The organism is Phenylobacterium sp., from assembly GCF_041920015.1.
Taxonomy (GTDB): domain Bacteria; phylum Pseudomonadota; class Alphaproteobacteria; order Caulobacterales; family Caulobacteraceae; genus Phenylobacterium.
On the sequence record NZ_JAYRST010000038.1, the window covers coordinates 12993 to 28084 of the forward strand.

The 15092-nt window shown below is 67.2% G+C and carries 19 protein-coding genes and 1 tRNA gene; 11 read left to right on the forward strand and 9 right to left on the reverse strand.

Annotated elements, in window-relative coordinates:
* Nucleotides 1–300 precede the first annotated feature (300 nt).
* The 4 genes from ACE3TL_RS09825 to ACE3TL_RS09840 all read right to left on the reverse strand — a co-directional run bounded on the left by ACE3TL_RS09825 (nt 301) and on the right by ACE3TL_RS09840 (nt 2021).
* Nucleotides 301–606, reverse strand: a complete 306-nt coding sequence (locus tag ACE3TL_RS09825; protein WP_374578529.1) for a hypothetical protein — start codon at nt 604–606, stop codon at nt 301–303.
* Nucleotides 603–830: a helix-turn-helix transcriptional regulator gene (locus tag ACE3TL_RS09830; RefSeq protein WP_374578530.1), complete on the reverse strand. Its 228-nt coding sequence runs from the start codon at nt 828–830 to the stop codon at nt 603–605. The genes ACE3TL_RS09825 and ACE3TL_RS09830 overlap by 4 nt, the downstream gene beginning before the upstream one ends.
* Before the next feature lie 127 nt (nt 831–957).
* Nucleotides 958–1677, reverse strand: a complete 720-nt coding sequence (locus ACE3TL_RS09835; RefSeq protein ID WP_374578531.1) for a hypothetical protein — start codon at nt 1675–1677, stop codon at nt 958–960.
* Nucleotides 1678–1778: 101 nt separating this feature from the next.
* Nucleotides 1779–2021 carry a helix-turn-helix domain-containing protein gene (locus ACE3TL_RS09840; protein ID WP_374578532.1) on the reverse strand — a complete coding sequence of 81 codons (243 nt, stop codon included), beginning with the start codon at nt 2019–2021 and terminating at the stop codon, nt 1779–1781.
* A 111-nt stretch (nt 2022–2132) separates the two neighbouring features.
* On the opposite strand from ACE3TL_RS09840, the gene ACE3TL_RS09845 reads away from it, so the two are divergent.
* Nucleotides 2133–2432: a hypothetical protein gene (locus ACE3TL_RS09845; RefSeq protein ID WP_374578533.1), complete on the forward strand. Its 300-nt coding sequence runs from the start codon at nt 2133–2135 to the stop codon at nt 2430–2432.
* Nucleotides 2433–2534: 102 nt separating this feature from the next.
* Nucleotides 2535–3092, forward strand: a complete 558-nt coding sequence (locus ACE3TL_RS09850) for a hypothetical protein (protein WP_374578534.1) — start codon at nt 2535–2537, stop codon at nt 3090–3092.
* Between the two features lie 756 nt (nt 3093–3848).
* On the opposite strand, the gene ACE3TL_RS09855 is transcribed toward ACE3TL_RS09850, so the two are convergent.
* Nucleotides 3849–3924: transfer RNA gene (locus ACE3TL_RS09855), tRNA-Ala, on the reverse strand.
* 130 nt (nt 3925–4054) lie between these two features.
* On the opposite strand from ACE3TL_RS09855, the gene ACE3TL_RS09860 reads away from it, so the two are divergent.
* Together ACE3TL_RS09860 and ACE3TL_RS09865 are read left to right on the forward strand one after the other, a co-directional pair.
* On the forward strand, nt 4055–4369 hold the full coding sequence (locus ACE3TL_RS09860; RefSeq protein ID WP_374578535.1) for a YggT family protein: 315 nt from the start codon (nt 4055–4057) through the stop codon (nt 4367–4369).
* Nucleotides 4370–4374: 5 nt separating this feature from the next.
* Complete coding sequence (locus ACE3TL_RS09865) at nt 4375–4680, forward strand: DUF167 family protein (protein ID WP_374578536.1); 306 nt, start codon at nt 4375–4377, stop codon at nt 4678–4680.
* Nucleotides 4681–4721: 41 nt separating this feature from the next.
* On the opposite strand, the gene ACE3TL_RS09870 is transcribed toward ACE3TL_RS09865, so the two are convergent.
* Nucleotides 4722–6443, reverse strand: coding sequence for a hypothetical protein (locus ACE3TL_RS09870; RefSeq protein ID WP_374578537.1), 1722 nt, complete (start codon nt 6441–6443; stop codon nt 4722–4724).
* A gap of 180 nt (nt 6444–6623) precedes the next feature.
* Between ACE3TL_RS09870 and ACE3TL_RS09875 the strand changes: the two genes are divergently transcribed.
* From ACE3TL_RS09875 to ACE3TL_RS09895, 5 genes are read left to right on the forward strand one after another with little or no spacing between them, the layout of a single operon-like run.
* Complete coding sequence (locus tag ACE3TL_RS09875) at nt 6624–7337, forward strand: response regulator transcription factor (RefSeq protein WP_374533402.1); 714 nt, start codon at nt 6624–6626, stop codon at nt 7335–7337.
* Entirely contained in the window at nt 7306–8931 is a 1626-nt protein-coding gene (locus tag ACE3TL_RS09880) for a stimulus-sensing domain-containing protein (protein WP_374578538.1), read from the forward strand. The genes ACE3TL_RS09875 and ACE3TL_RS09880 overlap by 32 nt, the downstream gene beginning before the upstream one ends.
* Nucleotides 8928–9407 (forward strand): HPr kinase/phosphorylase, encoded by a 480-nt coding sequence (locus ACE3TL_RS09885; RefSeq protein WP_374578539.1) that lies wholly within the window; start codon nt 8928–8930, stop codon nt 9405–9407. Before ACE3TL_RS09880 ends, ACE3TL_RS09885 begins: the two co-directional genes overlap by 4 nt.
* A gap of 10 nt (nt 9408–9417) precedes the next feature.
* Nucleotides 9418–9822: a PTS sugar transporter subunit IIA gene (locus ACE3TL_RS09890; RefSeq protein WP_374578540.1), complete on the forward strand. Its 405-nt coding sequence runs from the start codon at nt 9418–9420 to the stop codon at nt 9820–9822.
* Entirely contained in the window at nt 9819–10094 is a 276-nt protein-coding gene (locus ACE3TL_RS09895; RefSeq protein WP_374533398.1) for an HPr family phosphocarrier protein, read from the forward strand. The genes ACE3TL_RS09890 and ACE3TL_RS09895 overlap by 4 nt, the downstream gene beginning before the upstream one ends.
* Nucleotides 10095–10101: 7 nt before the next feature.
* On the opposite strand, the gene ACE3TL_RS09900 is transcribed toward ACE3TL_RS09895, so the two are convergent.
* From ACE3TL_RS09900 to bioB, 3 genes are all read right to left on the reverse strand, one after another.
* A complete protein-coding gene (locus tag ACE3TL_RS09900) occupies nt 10102–10863 on the reverse strand; it encodes an ABC transporter permease (protein WP_374578541.1) in 762 nt (253 codons plus the stop codon).
* Nucleotides 10860–11786: an ABC transporter ATP-binding protein gene (locus tag ACE3TL_RS09905; RefSeq protein WP_374578542.1), complete on the reverse strand. Its 927-nt coding sequence runs from the start codon at nt 11784–11786 to the stop codon at nt 10860–10862. The genes ACE3TL_RS09900 and ACE3TL_RS09905 overlap by 4 nt, the downstream gene beginning before the upstream one ends.
* 98 nt (nt 11787–11884) lie before the next feature.
* A complete protein-coding gene (gene bioB, locus ACE3TL_RS09910) occupies nt 11885–12892 on the reverse strand; it encodes a biotin synthase BioB (protein ID WP_374578543.1) in 1008 nt (335 codons plus the stop codon).
* A gap of 91 nt (nt 12893–12983) precedes the next feature.
* Here bioB and ACE3TL_RS09915 point away from each other — a divergent pair, with 91 nt between their 5' ends.
* Entirely contained in the window at nt 12984–14465 is a 1482-nt protein-coding gene (locus ACE3TL_RS09915; protein ID WP_374578544.1) for a CHAD domain-containing protein, read from the forward strand.
* A gap of 84 nt (nt 14466–14549) precedes the next feature.
* A partial coding sequence (locus tag ACE3TL_RS09920) for an adenosylhomocysteinase (RefSeq protein WP_374578545.1) occupies nt 14550–15092 on the forward strand: 543 nt, incomplete at its 3' end.

Below are 15092 nucleotides of genomic sequence, written 5' to 3' on the forward strand. Positions count from 1 at the left end.
AACTGCACGTAACTGGGCCGACTATTGCCGCCGGATTTTTTCACAACCCCAGGCTCGCTCTCCGAACAGGTGAATTCCACGAATTCGAGAAGGACTGCGAGAACCGCACCGCTGAAGGGGACGGGAAGCACGGCGCCCTCATAGGCAAACGCTTCAAGATCAGCCGGACCAAAGGGCCGCCCGCATCTTCTCATGACGCGGACTGCGACCTCTTCATGCGACCAACCGAGAAGCCCTATCGACGCGCGGTATCGAGCAGGTGATAGCCACACCTCGGTACGATCATCGGAAACCCGAACCTCACGCATAGGGGTCGACCCCCATGGCTTCGGCCAGGCGGATCGCCGCCTCGCGCTGGGGCAGGCCCTGCACATAGGCCACCATGCCAATCAGGTCGCCGAAGCGATCACCGTTGGCAAAGTCCGCGCCCTTGCCGGTGGTCAGATTGACCTTGAAGCTTCCAAGCTTGCGATCGGGCCGGGTGGGATTCCTAGCGACCCACTCCTGACCTTCGCGCCGGCCATCCGGCAGGAATGCCCTGACGATGGCCTCAGCGCTGGCGAGGGCCGCGCGGTTGACCCGCTCGAAATCGACGCGACGGCTCATGCTGATGCCCCGGTCGAGTCCCTCGAATGACGGGCTGTGCTAGTGCGCTTCTGCCTATCCAGCCAAGCGACTAGGTCGCCCTGATCATAGGCCACCCGTGCACCGATCTTGACGAAGGGGGGGCCGTCACCGGCGCTGCGGGCCTTGTTAAGAAACGACGGGCTCACGCCCAGGCGGTCTGCTGCCTCGCTGACGCTGAGGAGGCGCTGAATTTCACCTGCCATTGAATGGCCTTCCCTAGAACCACCAGCGACTTGCTGGCGTAGGAAGGCTTGGCACTCAGCTGGGGCGACTGGCAGTTCAGGGCCTAAGCCCTGCCAGGGAAAGGCCTAAGCCCTCCCCTGGCAGGGCTTAGGCCTTTCCCCCCTTCGGGGCTGGGCGGGCAAGCGAAGCGCTTAGGCTTCCGTCGGCGACCCAGCTGCGAATCAGACGCGCGACCGTCGCCTCAGCAGGAACCTTCTCAAGGGGAGAGTCTCCCCCTCTGAGCTCTTCCCACACTTCTCGCGCGAGGGGGCTGTCACCCTTTTTGGGGTTCTGGTCGCGACGTCTTCGCGCGATCTCCAGCGCCAGCTTACGCCATGCCTCCGCTTTTTCCTTCGTTCTCTTGGCTCCCTTTGCCTGCCCCACTTGTCGGGCCTCCAGCGCCTTCCTTGCCGCGTCCATGGTCGCGCCTAGATCTGGCCGGAACCCCGGACGTAGCGCCTCGGAGAGAGCTCCAATGCGCATTCCGATCCAAATCAGCTCAGATATGTCCACCGCATCTACGATGTTTCGCCCGACCAGCGTCCGTCGCTGGGATCGGACGCGAGAGGCGAACAAGTAGACGTCCATGAGAAGCTGCGCGGCGACTAGCTCCGCTGGCCAGGGCTCGCCCTCCTTTGGCGATGGTCGCGATCTCGCATATTGCAACGCTGCCCCAGCAGCCGTGACAGTTGTGTCCCAAGGCGCGGCCAGCATCGCATCGACGAAGGCCATCGGATCAAGCGCAGCGTGTGACGCCGTTGCAGCCCGAAACGCCTCAACGAACGTACTTTCGATCGACCCTGCGTCACCGTCCGCGAGCTTTTCCACGGCTGCCGCCTGAATGTTCTCCAACATCAAACGAATGGCGACTTGAAACTGCCCCGCCGCAGCCGCCTGACCAGGCGACGAAGAATCCCCAGAGCTACCGCTCACGCCCGCCGCCGCGCATAGACCAACACCGCACCAGTGCGATCATCACCAGCCACGATATCGACGCCGGCCACCGCAAGGGCGGCGGTGATCTTTGCGGCCGTACCCTCACGAGAGGCGGTTTCGCCACCCTCCAAGCGGTTTACGGCCCCGAGTGAGATGCCCGCGCGTTCCGCCAGGTCGCGCATAGACCAGCCGAGCAGCGCCCGGCCCGCCCGGCAGGCTTCCGGGGTCAGCGACATAAACCCATCCTTTCTAATCCTATGACGAGAAAGAGGATACATACGTATCCAATGCATTGACAATGCGATCCCATATAATGGATACATATGTATCCGTTATGGGGATGCGCCATGATCACGAACCAAACCCGCCGCGAAGTGATGACGATGGCCTGGAGCCTATACCGGGCCGAGGCCAATGGCCCATCGCCCCGCACCTTCGCCGACGCCCTCGCCGGCGCATGGCGCTGGGTGAAGCGGACGGCCGAACGCGCCGCCGAAGCCGCCGCCTGGATGCGCCAGGCTCAAGGCAAGCACGTGCGGTTCGCCTCGATGGTCCAAAGCCCGATCCGTCGCAGCCTGGCGGGCCAGCGCTACGCCGGTGCAGCCTTCGCCTCCTCGAATTACGTCACCAGCCGCATGGGAGCCTGAACGATGAGCCACACCCCCACGTCCGAACCGGCGCCGGACTTGCCTGATGCGGGCCACTCGCATGCATCGCGCGGCGAGTATCCCCCAGAAGGAGACACCTCCATGCCAGCCACCGCCCGCCTTGTGCTAAACGAACCGGCCGCCCCCACGTCCTCGTTGCTCGACCTCATCGGCCAGTGGGAAATCCTGCACCAGGAAGCACGAGACGCCTGGGCGAAGACCGACCAAGCGCACGACGCAGCATTGAGGATCTTGCCCGACCTCCCTGCGACCTGTCGCAACGAACAAGGCCATCGCTACACTCGCGAGCAACTCGTCGCGCTGGACTATCGGGAACGCTATTTGGGGCACCCCTCTAGAGTGGAGGCTTTCGACATTTGGCAGGCGCAGACGGCCGCCATCCTTGGCTACTTTCAGGCTGATGACCTCGAGACGGCGGCCGACGCAATACAGATGCGAGCGAACGATCTGGCCAAACTGATCAAAGCAATGCTCCCGACCGACGCTCACAGCGCGGCTCGGAAGTTCACGGTACTGCGCACCACCTACAGCGACCCGCAAACCGGCGAGATTGATGAGCCCGCGATCTTCCATGGCTTCCAGAAGGATCTGGACCATCTGGCGAACGTCGCCATGAACGCTGCTTCCACGCGCCGTTAGCCCTCTACTGACGGCCGACCACTCCGAGCACAGCCGGCCAGCCCTGCATCGCACACCCGACGCGAACGCCGTTCGCGACCCCGACGCCCGCCCGGCTTGCCCAGGCGGGCGTTTCCATTGAGGCGGACTCCACCAGCAGAAACCCGAGCGCCCACGTCCGCCGCTTGGGTCGAGGGGGCCACACTCGCGCGTGGGAGCGGCGCGGCCAGGGTCAGATCTTGCGCTGTCGGGGCCTCGTGGTGCGTCGGAGCGGAGGCGGCTAGCGGTTCCCACCAGTTCCCACTTTGAAACCGCCAAGTGGGAACTGCTGATCGGCCTAAAAGTATAGCTATATCAACTCCTTACAAGAGCGGTTCCCACAGTTCCCACAGTTCCCACCGCTTTTGACGCTTCTGTCATTACACGGCGCCACGTCTTATCTAAGTCATTGATAAAAAAGATTTCTGAAACTCGCGGAAAGATGCGGGAGATTCCCCCACCGGTCCGCAAAGCAGAAGTTCTAGAGAATTTACCCCACCCCCTCCCCAAGGGTGAGGGGCCGAGCAGAACTCGATGTGGCCCGATGCGTCAGCCGCTCGCTCGGGGAGTCCAGGACGCGGCCCAGCCAGCCGCGCGAGTGTGGCCTCCCCCGCCCTTCCAACGCGCGAGGTCCAACGCGACGGCTTGGACGCTCTGATTATCCAGTGATTATCCAGCTTGATCGCTGGCGCTCGCCGATCCTGGCGCTGATACCAAACCCTTGCTGTGTAAGGGATTTGGTGGAGCCGAGGGGAGTCGAACCCCTGACCTCCTCATTGCGAACGAGGCGCTCTACCAACTGAGCTACGGCCCCAGGAAGGCGCGGACTTAGGGGGCGGAGGCGGGGTCTGTCAAGCGGGGTATTCGCGGGGTTCGGCCTCGCCGCTTGCCAGCGGCGGCGCGCCATTGGATACAGAGCCTCCATTTCCCGCACGGATGTCTCGATGGTCCCGCTGATCGGCTTTGTTTTCTTCATCCTGGACGCGCTGCTCGGGCTGCTGGTCTTTGCGATGATCGCCAATGCGATCCTGTCCTGGTTGGTGGCCTTCGACGTGATCAACCTGCGCAACCAGTTCGTCTATGGCGTGGCCCGGTTCCTGGATGCGGTGACGCGGCCGATCCTGGCGCCGTTCCAGAAGGTCATTCCCAGCCTGGGCGGCGTGGACATCAGCCCGGTGCTGGCGATCCTGGTGATCTCGGGCGTGCAGCGTTACCTGCTGCCGGCGGCCCACGCCTTCCTGCTGAACCTGTTCGTCTGACGGCCGTGGCGCGGCTGGCGGTTCGGGTGACGCCCAAGGGCGGCCGGGACGCGGTCGACGGCTGGGCGCGCGATCCCGAGGGCCGGCCGTTCCTGAAGGTCCGGGTCAGCGTCCCGCCCAGCGAGGGCGCGGCGAACGCGGCGGTGATCGTGCTGCTGGCCAAGGCGCTGCGGCGGCCGAAATCGGCGCTGCGCATCGTCTCCGGCGAGAGCGCGCGGCTGAAGATGGTCGAGATCGACGGGCTGGACGAGGCGGACCTGGCCGCCGCGTTCGGGACGCCGCCGGCGACGCGCTCTACAGGCTTGATTTAGAGCCCTTTAGGGTTTGGTGTTCCATCAAACCCTAAAGGGCTCTAGGCCGCGATCCCGAGCTGGGTAATGAGCTCGCGGATCGGGGCCATGCGCTCGGGATATTCGGCCAGTTCGGTGCGGGTTTCGGTGGCGCGGGCCAGGCGCACGGCTTCCTGGCGGGCGCGGTCGGCGGCTGGGCCGAGCGGGGCGGTCTCGCCGGCGGCCAGGCGCAGCATCAGCAGCAGCTTCTGCCCGGCCGAGCCGGTCGCGCGGGCCAGGGTCGGCACCAGCCGCGCATCGGCCTCGACCAGGCCGCCGACCTCGCCGATCTTCACCTGGATCGGACCGTAGTCCTCGGGGGCCAGGCCGCCGCGGGCGACGGCGCGTTGCAGATAGGCCAGCTTCTGCAGCTTCACCGCAGCGGTGTCGGGACCGTAACGGAACTCCTTTTCGAAGCGCAGGGCGGCGACGCCGGCGGCCAGATAGCGGCCGGCCTGGCGCTTGTTGGCGGCGCCGATCACGTTCTCGACCAGCCAGATCAGCGCCTCGGTCTCTTCGCGCGCGCTCTTCTGGCCGCTGCCCAGATAGGCCTCGACGAAGTCGCTGGTGACCAGGGTGCGCGAGCGGTGGACGAAGGCGGCCTGCACGTCGTCGACATTGAGCAGGGAGCCGGCGCCGGCCGCGGCGGTCAGGGCCATGGCCAGGCCGCGCATGATCTCGATCTCGCCGGCCGCATCGCCGGGCCGCAGGCGGCGCGGCCCGTTCAGCTCGCGCACCACCCGCCGGGCGATGGCCGCGCGCACGCTCTGGAAATCCTCGCCGGCCAACCACTTGGAGAGGCGCATGGCCGCCTCGGACTGCGGCGGCATCACCTTGGCGACCGAGGGTTCGATCCGCATCAGGGCGTCGACCACGTCGCAGGCGGCCAGGCGGGTCATGGCGGCGAGCTGGGCGCCCAGGTCGAGGGTCTGGCCGATGATGTTGTCCAGGCCGGACTTGGCGCCGAGGATCTCGGCCAGCGGCTGTTCGAGCGTCTGCAGGGCCAGCGCCCGCGGCGGCCCGGCCACCGGCGCGGCGTCGGCCAGGTCGAGCAGGCGCGAGACCTTGTCCGACCAGCTCTTGGCAGGCGCGATGGAGGCGGCGACGCCGGCCCCCAGCAGATAGGCGCGCTCGGGATCGTGGGCGACGCGCTCGGCGGCGCGGGCGAAGCCCTCCTTGTCGAGGTTGGGCATGGCGCCGCGGCGGGCGTCCTTGAGCAGGCGCTCGATCGCGCGCTCGACCAGGCTGGTGAAGGTGCGGATCAGCTCGTGGACAGAGATGTCGCGGGCCTGGGCCTCGGGGATCGCCACCTTCTGGATGGCGTGCTGCAGGTCGGTCCCGGAGGCCTCGAGCTGTTCGACCAGGTCGGGGCGGTGCAGCAGTTCGAAGGGCGTGGCGCCCTTGCGCTCCAGCCAGCCTTCCAGCAGGCGGCCGATCCGTTCGCGCGCGTGGATGGTGTAGAGGTCCTGCGGGGCGACGCAGAGCGGGTCGCGGTTCTCGACCACCTTCTTGGGCTTGACCGCCTCGGTCGCGCCCTTGCTGAGGATCGAGACGGACTTGAACTCGCGGGTCTCGGGGTTGAGGGTCTCCTTGGAGACGCGCACGGCCGCGACCTTGCCGCTGGCCAGCATCTCCTCGGCGGTGGCGACGACTCCGGCCCGGTTCTCCGAAGCCATGTCGAGAGTCCACGGTCCGCCCGGGGTCCGGCGAATGAAGAGTTCGTAGTGGACTTGCTGTCCCTGCACGCCGAGCGCTCCTTGTCGGCGTCCAGCATGCCCAAACAAGCTTAATGGCGGTTTATCGCAACATTCGCCGAACTAAAGGCGCCGCGGCAGCGCTGAACAGGTTTGCCGGAACCGCCCCATTGAGGCCATGCTGGCGCGCGACTAGCTATGAAAGCTCGGCTGAAGGAAAAACATAGACACATGGCCAAGATCACCCTGGTCGACGACGACGAGAACATCGTCACCTCGGTCAGCCTCGCCCTCGAAAGCCATGGCCATGAGGTCAAGGCCTATTACGACGGGGCCTCGGGGCTGGCGGCGCTCGAGAACGAGCCGCCGGACCTGGCGATCCTCGATGTGAAGATGCCGCGCATGGACGGCATGGAAGTGTTGCGCCGCCTTCGCCGGACTTCGGACCTGCCGGTCATCATCCTGACCTCGAAGGACGAGGAGATCGACGAGATCCTCGGCTTCAATCTCGGGGCCGACGACTACATGCACAAGCCGTTCAGCCAGCGCCTGCTGATCGAGCGGGTGCGGGCGGTGCTGCGGCGCGCCGGCGCCGAGGGCGAGATCCCCCCGGCGGCGGGATCGGGCGAGGAAGGCGGGTCGCGCCCGCTCAAGCGCGGCAAGCTGACCCTGGACCCGGCGCGCCACGACTGCCTGTGGGACGGCAAGCCGGTGAAGCTGACCGTCACCGAGTTCCTGCTGCTGCAGTCGCTGGCCCAGCGGCCCGGCTTCGTGAAGAGCCGCGACAATCTGATGGATGCGGCCTACGACGATCAGGTCTATGTCGACGACCGCACCATCGACAGCCACATCAAGCGGATGCGAAAGAAGTTCCGCGAGGTCGACCCGGAGTTCGACGCGATCGAAACCCTTTATGGCGTCGGATACAGATACCGCGAAGCCTGACCCGAAGACCGAACCGCGCCGCCGGCGGCCGCCGCGCGCGCCTTCGCTCTTCAGTTGGCTGCCAGGCTCGCGCCTGGGGCGGCTCATCATTCTGCTCAACGTCCTGGGCCTGGCGATCATCATCGCCGGGTCGCTGCTGCTGAACGAGCTGCGGCGCGGGCTGGTGGGGGCGCGGATCGACAGCCTGACCACCCAGGGCGAGCTGATCGTCAACGTCATCAACCGGGCGGCCACGGTGGGCGAGCCGACGCCGGAGCTGGACGCCCAGGCGGCCAGCGAGATCCTGCAGATGCTGTCCAATCCGCGCTCGCAGCGGGCGCGGCTGTTCGACGCCAAGGGCAATCTCGTCGCCGACAGCTACTGGGTCGCCGACCGGGTGGAATGGAAGGTGCTGCCGCCGGCCCGGCCGCGCGCCGACGAGGGGCTGGCCCTGGACCTCAAGATCGGCCGCCCGCCGCCGCCCCTGGCTCCGGCCGCCCAGCGCGCGCTGATGCTGGAGGTCGGGCGGGCGCTGTCGGGGGTGCACGTGGCGGGCATGCGCCGGACCGAGGACGGGGACCGGGTGGTCTCGGTCTCGATCCCTATCCAGCACGTCCAGGCGGTGCTGGGGGTGCTGACCCTGGAGGCCAGCGGCGTCGACGAGATCATCCGGCGCGAGCGCCAGGCCCTGGCGCCGTTCATCCTGATCGCGATCTTCGTCAGCCTGACCTCCTCGATCCTGCTGAACAACCTGATCGCCCAGCCGGTGCGGATGCTGGCGCGGGCCGCCGACCGGGTGCGTCTGTCGCGGGCGCGGGCGATCTCGTTGCCGCAACTGGCGCATCGCGACGACGAGATCGGCGACCTGACGGTGTCGCTGGAGGACATGACCCAGTCGCTATCGGAGCGGATGGACGCCATCGAGCGTTTCGCCGCCGACGTGGCGCACGAGATCAAGAACCCGCTGACTTCTCTGCGTTCGGCGGTGGAGACGCTGGAACTGGTCAAGGACCCGGCGGCGCGCGAGCGGCTGATGGCGATCCTGAAGAACGACATCCAGCGGCTGGACCGCCTGGTGACCGACATCTCCAACGCCTCGCGCCTGGACGCCGAGCTGTCGCGCGAGGACCTGCGGGCCGTGGACCTGGGCCGGCTGATGGGCGAGGTGGTCCAGCTCTACCAGGACACCTCCAAGCCCGGCGAGGCGCAGGTGACCTTGAGCGCGCCCGAGACCCTGGAGCCGATCATGGTGTCGGGCCGCGAAGGGCCGCTGGGGCAATTGCTGCGCAACCTGGTCGACAATGCGCGCTCGTTCAGCCCGGCGGGCGGCGAGGTGCGGGTGAAGCTGGAGCGCGGGCGCGGCGAGGCGGTCATCACCGTCGACGACGACGGCCCCGGCATTCCGCCGGACAATCTGGAGACCATCTTCGAGCGGTTCTACACCTCGCGGCCGAAGGGGACGGCGTTCGGCGGCAATTCGGGCTTGGGCCTATCGATCGCCCGCCAGGTGGCCGAGGCGCAGGGCGGCTCGATCCGCGCGGAGAACCGGACCGAGGCCGACGGCGTGGTGCTGGGCGCGCGCTTCATCGTCCACCTGCCGGAGGCCAGGCGATGATCCTGCACGCCGGGCTGGTCGCGCGCCGCCAGGACGGATACTGGCGCGGCGTGCTGATCGAGGGCGCGTCCGGCGCGGGCAAGAGCGACCTGGCGCTGCGGGCGCTGGACCACGGCTTTCGGCTGGTGGCCGACGACCGGGTGGTGGTCTGGGCCAGCGGCGGTGCGCTCTACGGCCGCGCGCCCGACAGCCTGGCCGGCCTGATGGAGGCGCGTGGGATCGGCGTGCATGGCGGCGCGTCGATCAACTTTTGTCGCATCGCCCTTTCGGTTTCCTGCGGGCCGTACGAGCGTATGCCCGAGCCCGCCTGGAAGGATCATGCAGGGGTGAGACTGCCGGCCGTTTCCATCGAGCCGTTCGAGGCTTCGGCGCCTGCGAAGCTAGGTCGCGCGTTGCAGCATCTTGGAGCCGGCGCGGAAGGAGCGTATCAAGACCAACTCGCGGCCCCGCCGCGGCCGGGTGGGGATTCCCGTTGAGAGATTTGGCATGATCGGGCTCGTGATCGTCACGCACGGGCGACTGGCCGAGGAATTCATCTTCGCCATGGAGCATGTGGTCGGTCCGCAGGCGGCGGTGAGCGCCATCTGCATCGGGCCGGACGACGATATGGAACGGCGCCGCAAGGACATCCTGGCGGCGTGCGAGGCAGTGGATTCCGGGGCGGGCGTCATCCTGCTGACCGACATGTTCGGCGGCACGCCATCGAACCTGGCCATCTCGGTCATGGAGCAGACCAAGGCCGAGGTGATCGCCGGCCTCAACCTGCCGATGCTCATCAAGCTGGCCTCGGTGCGCACGCGCCAGAGCCTGGAGGACTGCGTGGCCTGCGCCCAGGAGGCCGGCCGCAAGTACATCTCCGTGGCCTCCTACGTCCTGGCCGGCGAAAAGTGACCGCCTCGGAACGGACCGTCCGGATCATCAACAAGCGGGGGCTGCACGCCCGCGCCTCGGCCAAGTTCGTCAAGCTGGCCGCGACCTTCGACGCCGAGGTGAAGGTCAGCAAGGACGGCCAGTGCGTCGACGCCCGCTCGATCATGGGATTGATGATGCTGGCCGCGGGCATCGGCAGCACCATCGACATCCAGGCCGACGGCGCCGAGGCCCGGGCCGCGATCGAAGCGCTGGCGGCGCTGGTGGCCGCCAGGTTCGACGAGGACGAATAGCCGGGCCTCAGGTCTTCAGCTTGTAGCCGGTGCGGAAGATCGCCCAGATCGCGGCCAGGCAGACCAGCACGAAGCCAAAGGTGGCCAGCAGGCTCCAGCCGACCCCGACGTCGGATACGCCATAGAAGCTCCAGCGGAAGCCCGAGACCAGGTAGACCACCGGGTTGAACAGGGCGATCTTCTGCCAGAGTTCGGGCAGCATGCTGATCGAATAGAAGCTTCCCCCTAAGAAGGTCAGCGGCGTGACGATCATCATCGGCACGATCTGCAGCTTCTCCCAGCCGTCGGCCCAGACCCCGATGACGAATCCGAGCAGGCTGAAGGCGACCGAGGTCAGCACTAGGAAGCCGACCATCCAGACCGGATGGACGATGTGGAATTCCACGAACAATCGCGCGGTGGCGAGGATCAGCAGGCCGAGGATCACCGACTTGGTGGCCGCCGCCCCGACATAGCCCAGCACGATCTCGAACGGCGAGATCGGCGCCGACAGCACCTCGTAGATGGTGCCTGAGAAGCGGGGCATGTAGATGCCGAACGAGCCGTTCATGATGCTCTCGGTCAGGATCGACAGCATGATGAGGCCCGGCACGATGAAGGCCCCGTAGCTGATCCCCTCGATCGCCACCATGCGCGAGCCGATCGCCGAGCCGAAGACGATGAAATAGAGCGAGGTCGAGATCACGGGCGAGGCGATCGATTGCATCAGGGTGCGCCAGGTGCGCGCCAGCTCGAACTTGTAGATGGCCTTGACGGCGTAGAGGTTCATGGCCGGCCCCTCACCAGGCTGACGAAGATTTCCTCGAGCGAGCTTTCCTCGGTGCGGAGGTCCTTGAAGTCGACCCCGGCGGCGCCGAGCTGGCGCAGCAGGGCGGCGATGCCGGTGTCCGCGCCCTGCGCGTCGAAGCTGTAGACCAGCTCCTGGCCGCCGGCGGCCAGTTCGAGCCGATAGGCCCCCAGGCCGGGCGGAATGGCGGCCAGCGGCTCCTGCAGGTGCAGGGTGAGCTGCTTCTTGCCCAGCTTGCGCATGAGCACGTCCTTGTCCTCGACCAGGATGATCTCGCCCTTATTGATCACCCCGATCCGGTCGGCCATCTCCTCGGCCTCCTCGATGTAGTGGGTGGTCAGGATGATGGTGACGCCGCTTTCGCGAAGGGAGCGGACCATCTCCCACATGTCGCGGCGCAGCTCGACGTCGACGCCGGCCGTCGGCTCGTCGAGGAACAGGATGCTGGGCTCGTGGCTGAGCGCCTTGGCGATCATCACCCGGCGCTTCATGCCGCCGGAGAGGGCCATGATCTTCGAGTCCTTCTTGTCCCAGAGGGAGAGGTCGTGAAGGATCTTCTCGATATGGGCGGGGTTGGGCGGCTTGCCGAACAGGCCGCGGCTGAACTTGACGGTGTCCAGCACGGTCTCGAAGGAGTCGGTGGTCAGTTCCTGCGGCACCAGGCCGATCTTGGAGCGGGCGGCGCGATAGTCGGCGACGATGTCGTGGCCGTCGGCGCTGACCTTGCCGCCAGTCGGATTGACGATGCCGCAGACGATGCCGATCAGCGTGGTCTTGCCGGCCCCGTTCGGCCCCAGTAGGGCGAAGATCTCGCCGGGCCGGATGTCGAGGTCGACGCCCTTGAGGGCCTGGAAGCCCCCCGCATAGGTCTTGGTCAGACCGGATATGGAGATGATCGGCTGCACGCGGGCCCCTTCTGCGTCGTCGCCTCCGCCAGATAGGCGGAGGCTTCAGGACTGACTAGCCCGAAGGACGCGCGAAGCTGTCAGCAGCCGACAGCGGATCAGGCCCGTTCAGGCGCCGTCATGGTCATCGGCTTCAGGCCCAGGTCGGCCATCAGCGCCGCATCGGTGTCCTTGTCGGGGTTGGCGGTGGTCAGCAGCTTGCCGCCGATGAACATCGAATTGGCCCCGGCCAGGAAACAGAGGGCCTGGAGCTCGCGGCTCATATGCTCGCGGCCGGCCGACAGCCGCACCACCGTCTTGGGGCAAACGATGCGGGCGACGGCGATCATGCGCACGAACTCCAGCGGATCGACCGCCTCGGAATCGCCCAGCGGCGTGCCGGGGATCGGCATCAGGTCGTTGATCGGCAGCGAGTTCGGATGCTCGGGCAGGGTGGCGAGCGCATGCAGCAGGCCGGCGCGGTCGGTCCGCGTCTCGCCCATGCCGACGATGCCGCCGCAGCAGGTCGACATGCCGACGCTGCGCACCGCTTCCAGGGTGTCGAGCCGGTCTTGGTAGGTGCGGGTGGTGACGACCTTGTCGTAATAGTCCGGCCCGGTGTCGAGGTTGTGATTGTAGTAGTCGAGGCCCGCGTCCTTCAGGGCCTGGGCCTGGTCGCGGGTCAGCATGCCCAGGGTGGCGCAGGTCTCCAGCCCCAGCGCCTTCACGCCCGAGATCATGGCGGCGACCTTGGGCACGTCGCGATCCTTGAGGTCGCGCCAGGCCGCGCCCATGCAGAAGCGTTGCGCGCCGCCGGCCTTGGCCTCCATGGCCGCGGCGATGACGCTCGTGGCGTCCATCAGCTTGCTGGCCGGCACGCCGGTGTCGAAGTGCTGGCTCTGGCTGCAATAGCCGCAGTTCTCGGCGCAACCGCCGGTCTTGACCGAGAGCAGTTGCGAGAGCTGGACTTCGGTGGGATCGAAATGCGCGCGGTGAACTTGCGCCGCACGGAAAATCAGTTCGGTGAACGGCAGCTCGAACAGGGCCTCGACCTCGGCCAGCGTCCAGTCGTAACGGGGTTGTGCGGCGTCGACGGGCCGGAAACCTTGGGCGATTGGGGCGTTCATGCGGAGCCTCCTGGACGGCAAAGGACGCCATGCATCGGGCACCTCACACGAGGGGAGGCAAATCGCACATGGTCGGGGGAGCGTGTAGCGCATGAGCACGGGTGAAGACGAGATCGAGTTGAAGTTCCTGTGCGAGCCCGCCGACATCGTGGCGGTGCTGGCGGCGGCTCCGCCCGGCGAGACCCAGGACAAGCTGCTGGTCTCCACCTATTACGACACGCCCCAGGGCGACCTGCGGGCCATGCGGATTTCGCTACGCATCCGCGAGGGCGGCGGCAAGCGGGTCCAGACCCTGAAGCGCGGCGACGGCTTCGCCCGTGAGGAATACGAGCAGGCGCTCGAGGGAGAGGGCCTCGATCTCGAGGTTCCGGTGCTGAAAGAGGTGCTGGCGCCGGCCAAGCGCCGGAAGCTGGGGCCGATCTTCACCGTGCGGGTGCGTCGCCAGCAGCGGACGTTCGAGGTCGACGGGGCGTGGATCGAGCTGGCGGCCGACGAGGGCGAGGTGCAGGCCGGGGCGCGCACGCGGCGGATCAGCGAGGTGGAGTTGGAGCTCAAGTCCGGCGAATGCGGGCCGCTGTTCGACCTGGCCCGCCAGCTTTCGAAGATCGCGCCGCTCTATCTGTCGTTCGACGGCAAGGCCTCGCAGGGCCAGGGGCTGATCGACGGGACCGACCGCTCGCCGCGCCGCCACGACAAGGCGCCCCTGGCTCGCGGCCTGACCGCGGCCGGCGCCTTCCAGGCCATCGCCCGCAACTGCCTGGTGCAGATCGCGGCCAACGGCGCGGTTCTGCGCGAAGCCGACAGCGTGGACGCGGTCCATCAGTTGCGGGTGGCCGTGCGGCGGCTGCGCAGCGCCATCTCGACCTTCGCCAAGGTGGCGGACGACGAGATGGCCGAGACGATCAAGGCCGAGCTGAAGTGGCTGGCCGGCGCCTGCGACGAGGCGCGCGACCTCGACGTCTTCGTCCAGGCGGCGCGGGACCTCGACCTGCCGGGCCTCGACCTTGCGCCGCTCGCTCCGCTGGTGGAGGCGGCCCGCGCGCGGGCGCACGCCAAGGCCTGCGCGGCGGCGGCCTCCGGGCGGTTCCGCGAGCTGGTGCTAGAGACCACGGCCTGGGTCGAGACCGGGGCCTGGCTGACCGCAGGCGGCAAGGCCAGCGCCAAGCGCCGCGAGGCGCCGGCCGACCGCTTCGCGGCCAAGGCGCTGGACCGCCGGCAGCGTGCGCTGGTCAAGCTGGGCGGCGATCTCAAGGCCAGCGACGATGCGGGCCGGCATGAAGCAAGGATCGCCGCCAAGAAGCTGCGATATGCGGCCGAAGCCTTCGCGCCCCTGTTCGACGCCGACGCCAAGGGGTTTATCAAGCTCCTCAAGCAGCTACAGGAGCGGCTGGGCGCGCTCAACGACGTGGCCGCCGCCGAGGCGCTCATCGCGCGGTTGCGGCTGAAAGGCCCGGCCTTGGCGACAGCCCGCCAGGTGTTCGCCGCGCGGCAGGCCGGGAAGGGGCCGGCGATCAAGGCCGCGGCCAAAGCGATGGACAGGCTGGCGGCGGCGCCCGCTTTCTGGCCCATATAAAGAAGTCTTTATATGTTTGTTGCTCCATGGCCCGCGCGCGGCTATAGAGCGCTCAAACACCCCATTCTCCGACAGGACCGCCTGATGACCGACTATGTCGTGAAAGACATCGCCCTGGCCGATTTCGGCCGCAAGGAAATCGCGATCGCCGAAACCGAGATGCCGGGCCTGATGGCCGTGCGCGCCGAGTTCGGCAAGGACCAGCCGCTGAAGGGCGCCCGCATCGCCGGCTCCCTGCACATGACCATCCAGACCGCGGTGCTGATCCAGACCCTGGAAGCCCTGGGCGCGGAAGTCCGCTGGGCCTCCTGCAACATCTTCTCGACCCAGGACCACGCCGCCGCGGCCATCGCCGCCAACGGCACGCCGGTCTTCGCGATCAAGGGCGAGACCCTGGTCGAGTACTGGGAATACGCTCACAAGATCTTCGAATGGGCCGACGGCGGCTATCCGAACCTGATCCTCGACGACGGCGGCGACGCCACCTTGCTCTGCGTGCTCGGCCCGAAGGCCGAGAAGGACCCTTCGATCCTCGATGCGCCGACCAACGAGGAAGAAGAAGCGCTCTATGCGGTGATGAAGCGCTACCTGAAGGAAAAGCCGGGCTTCTATTCGGCTATCCGCGAC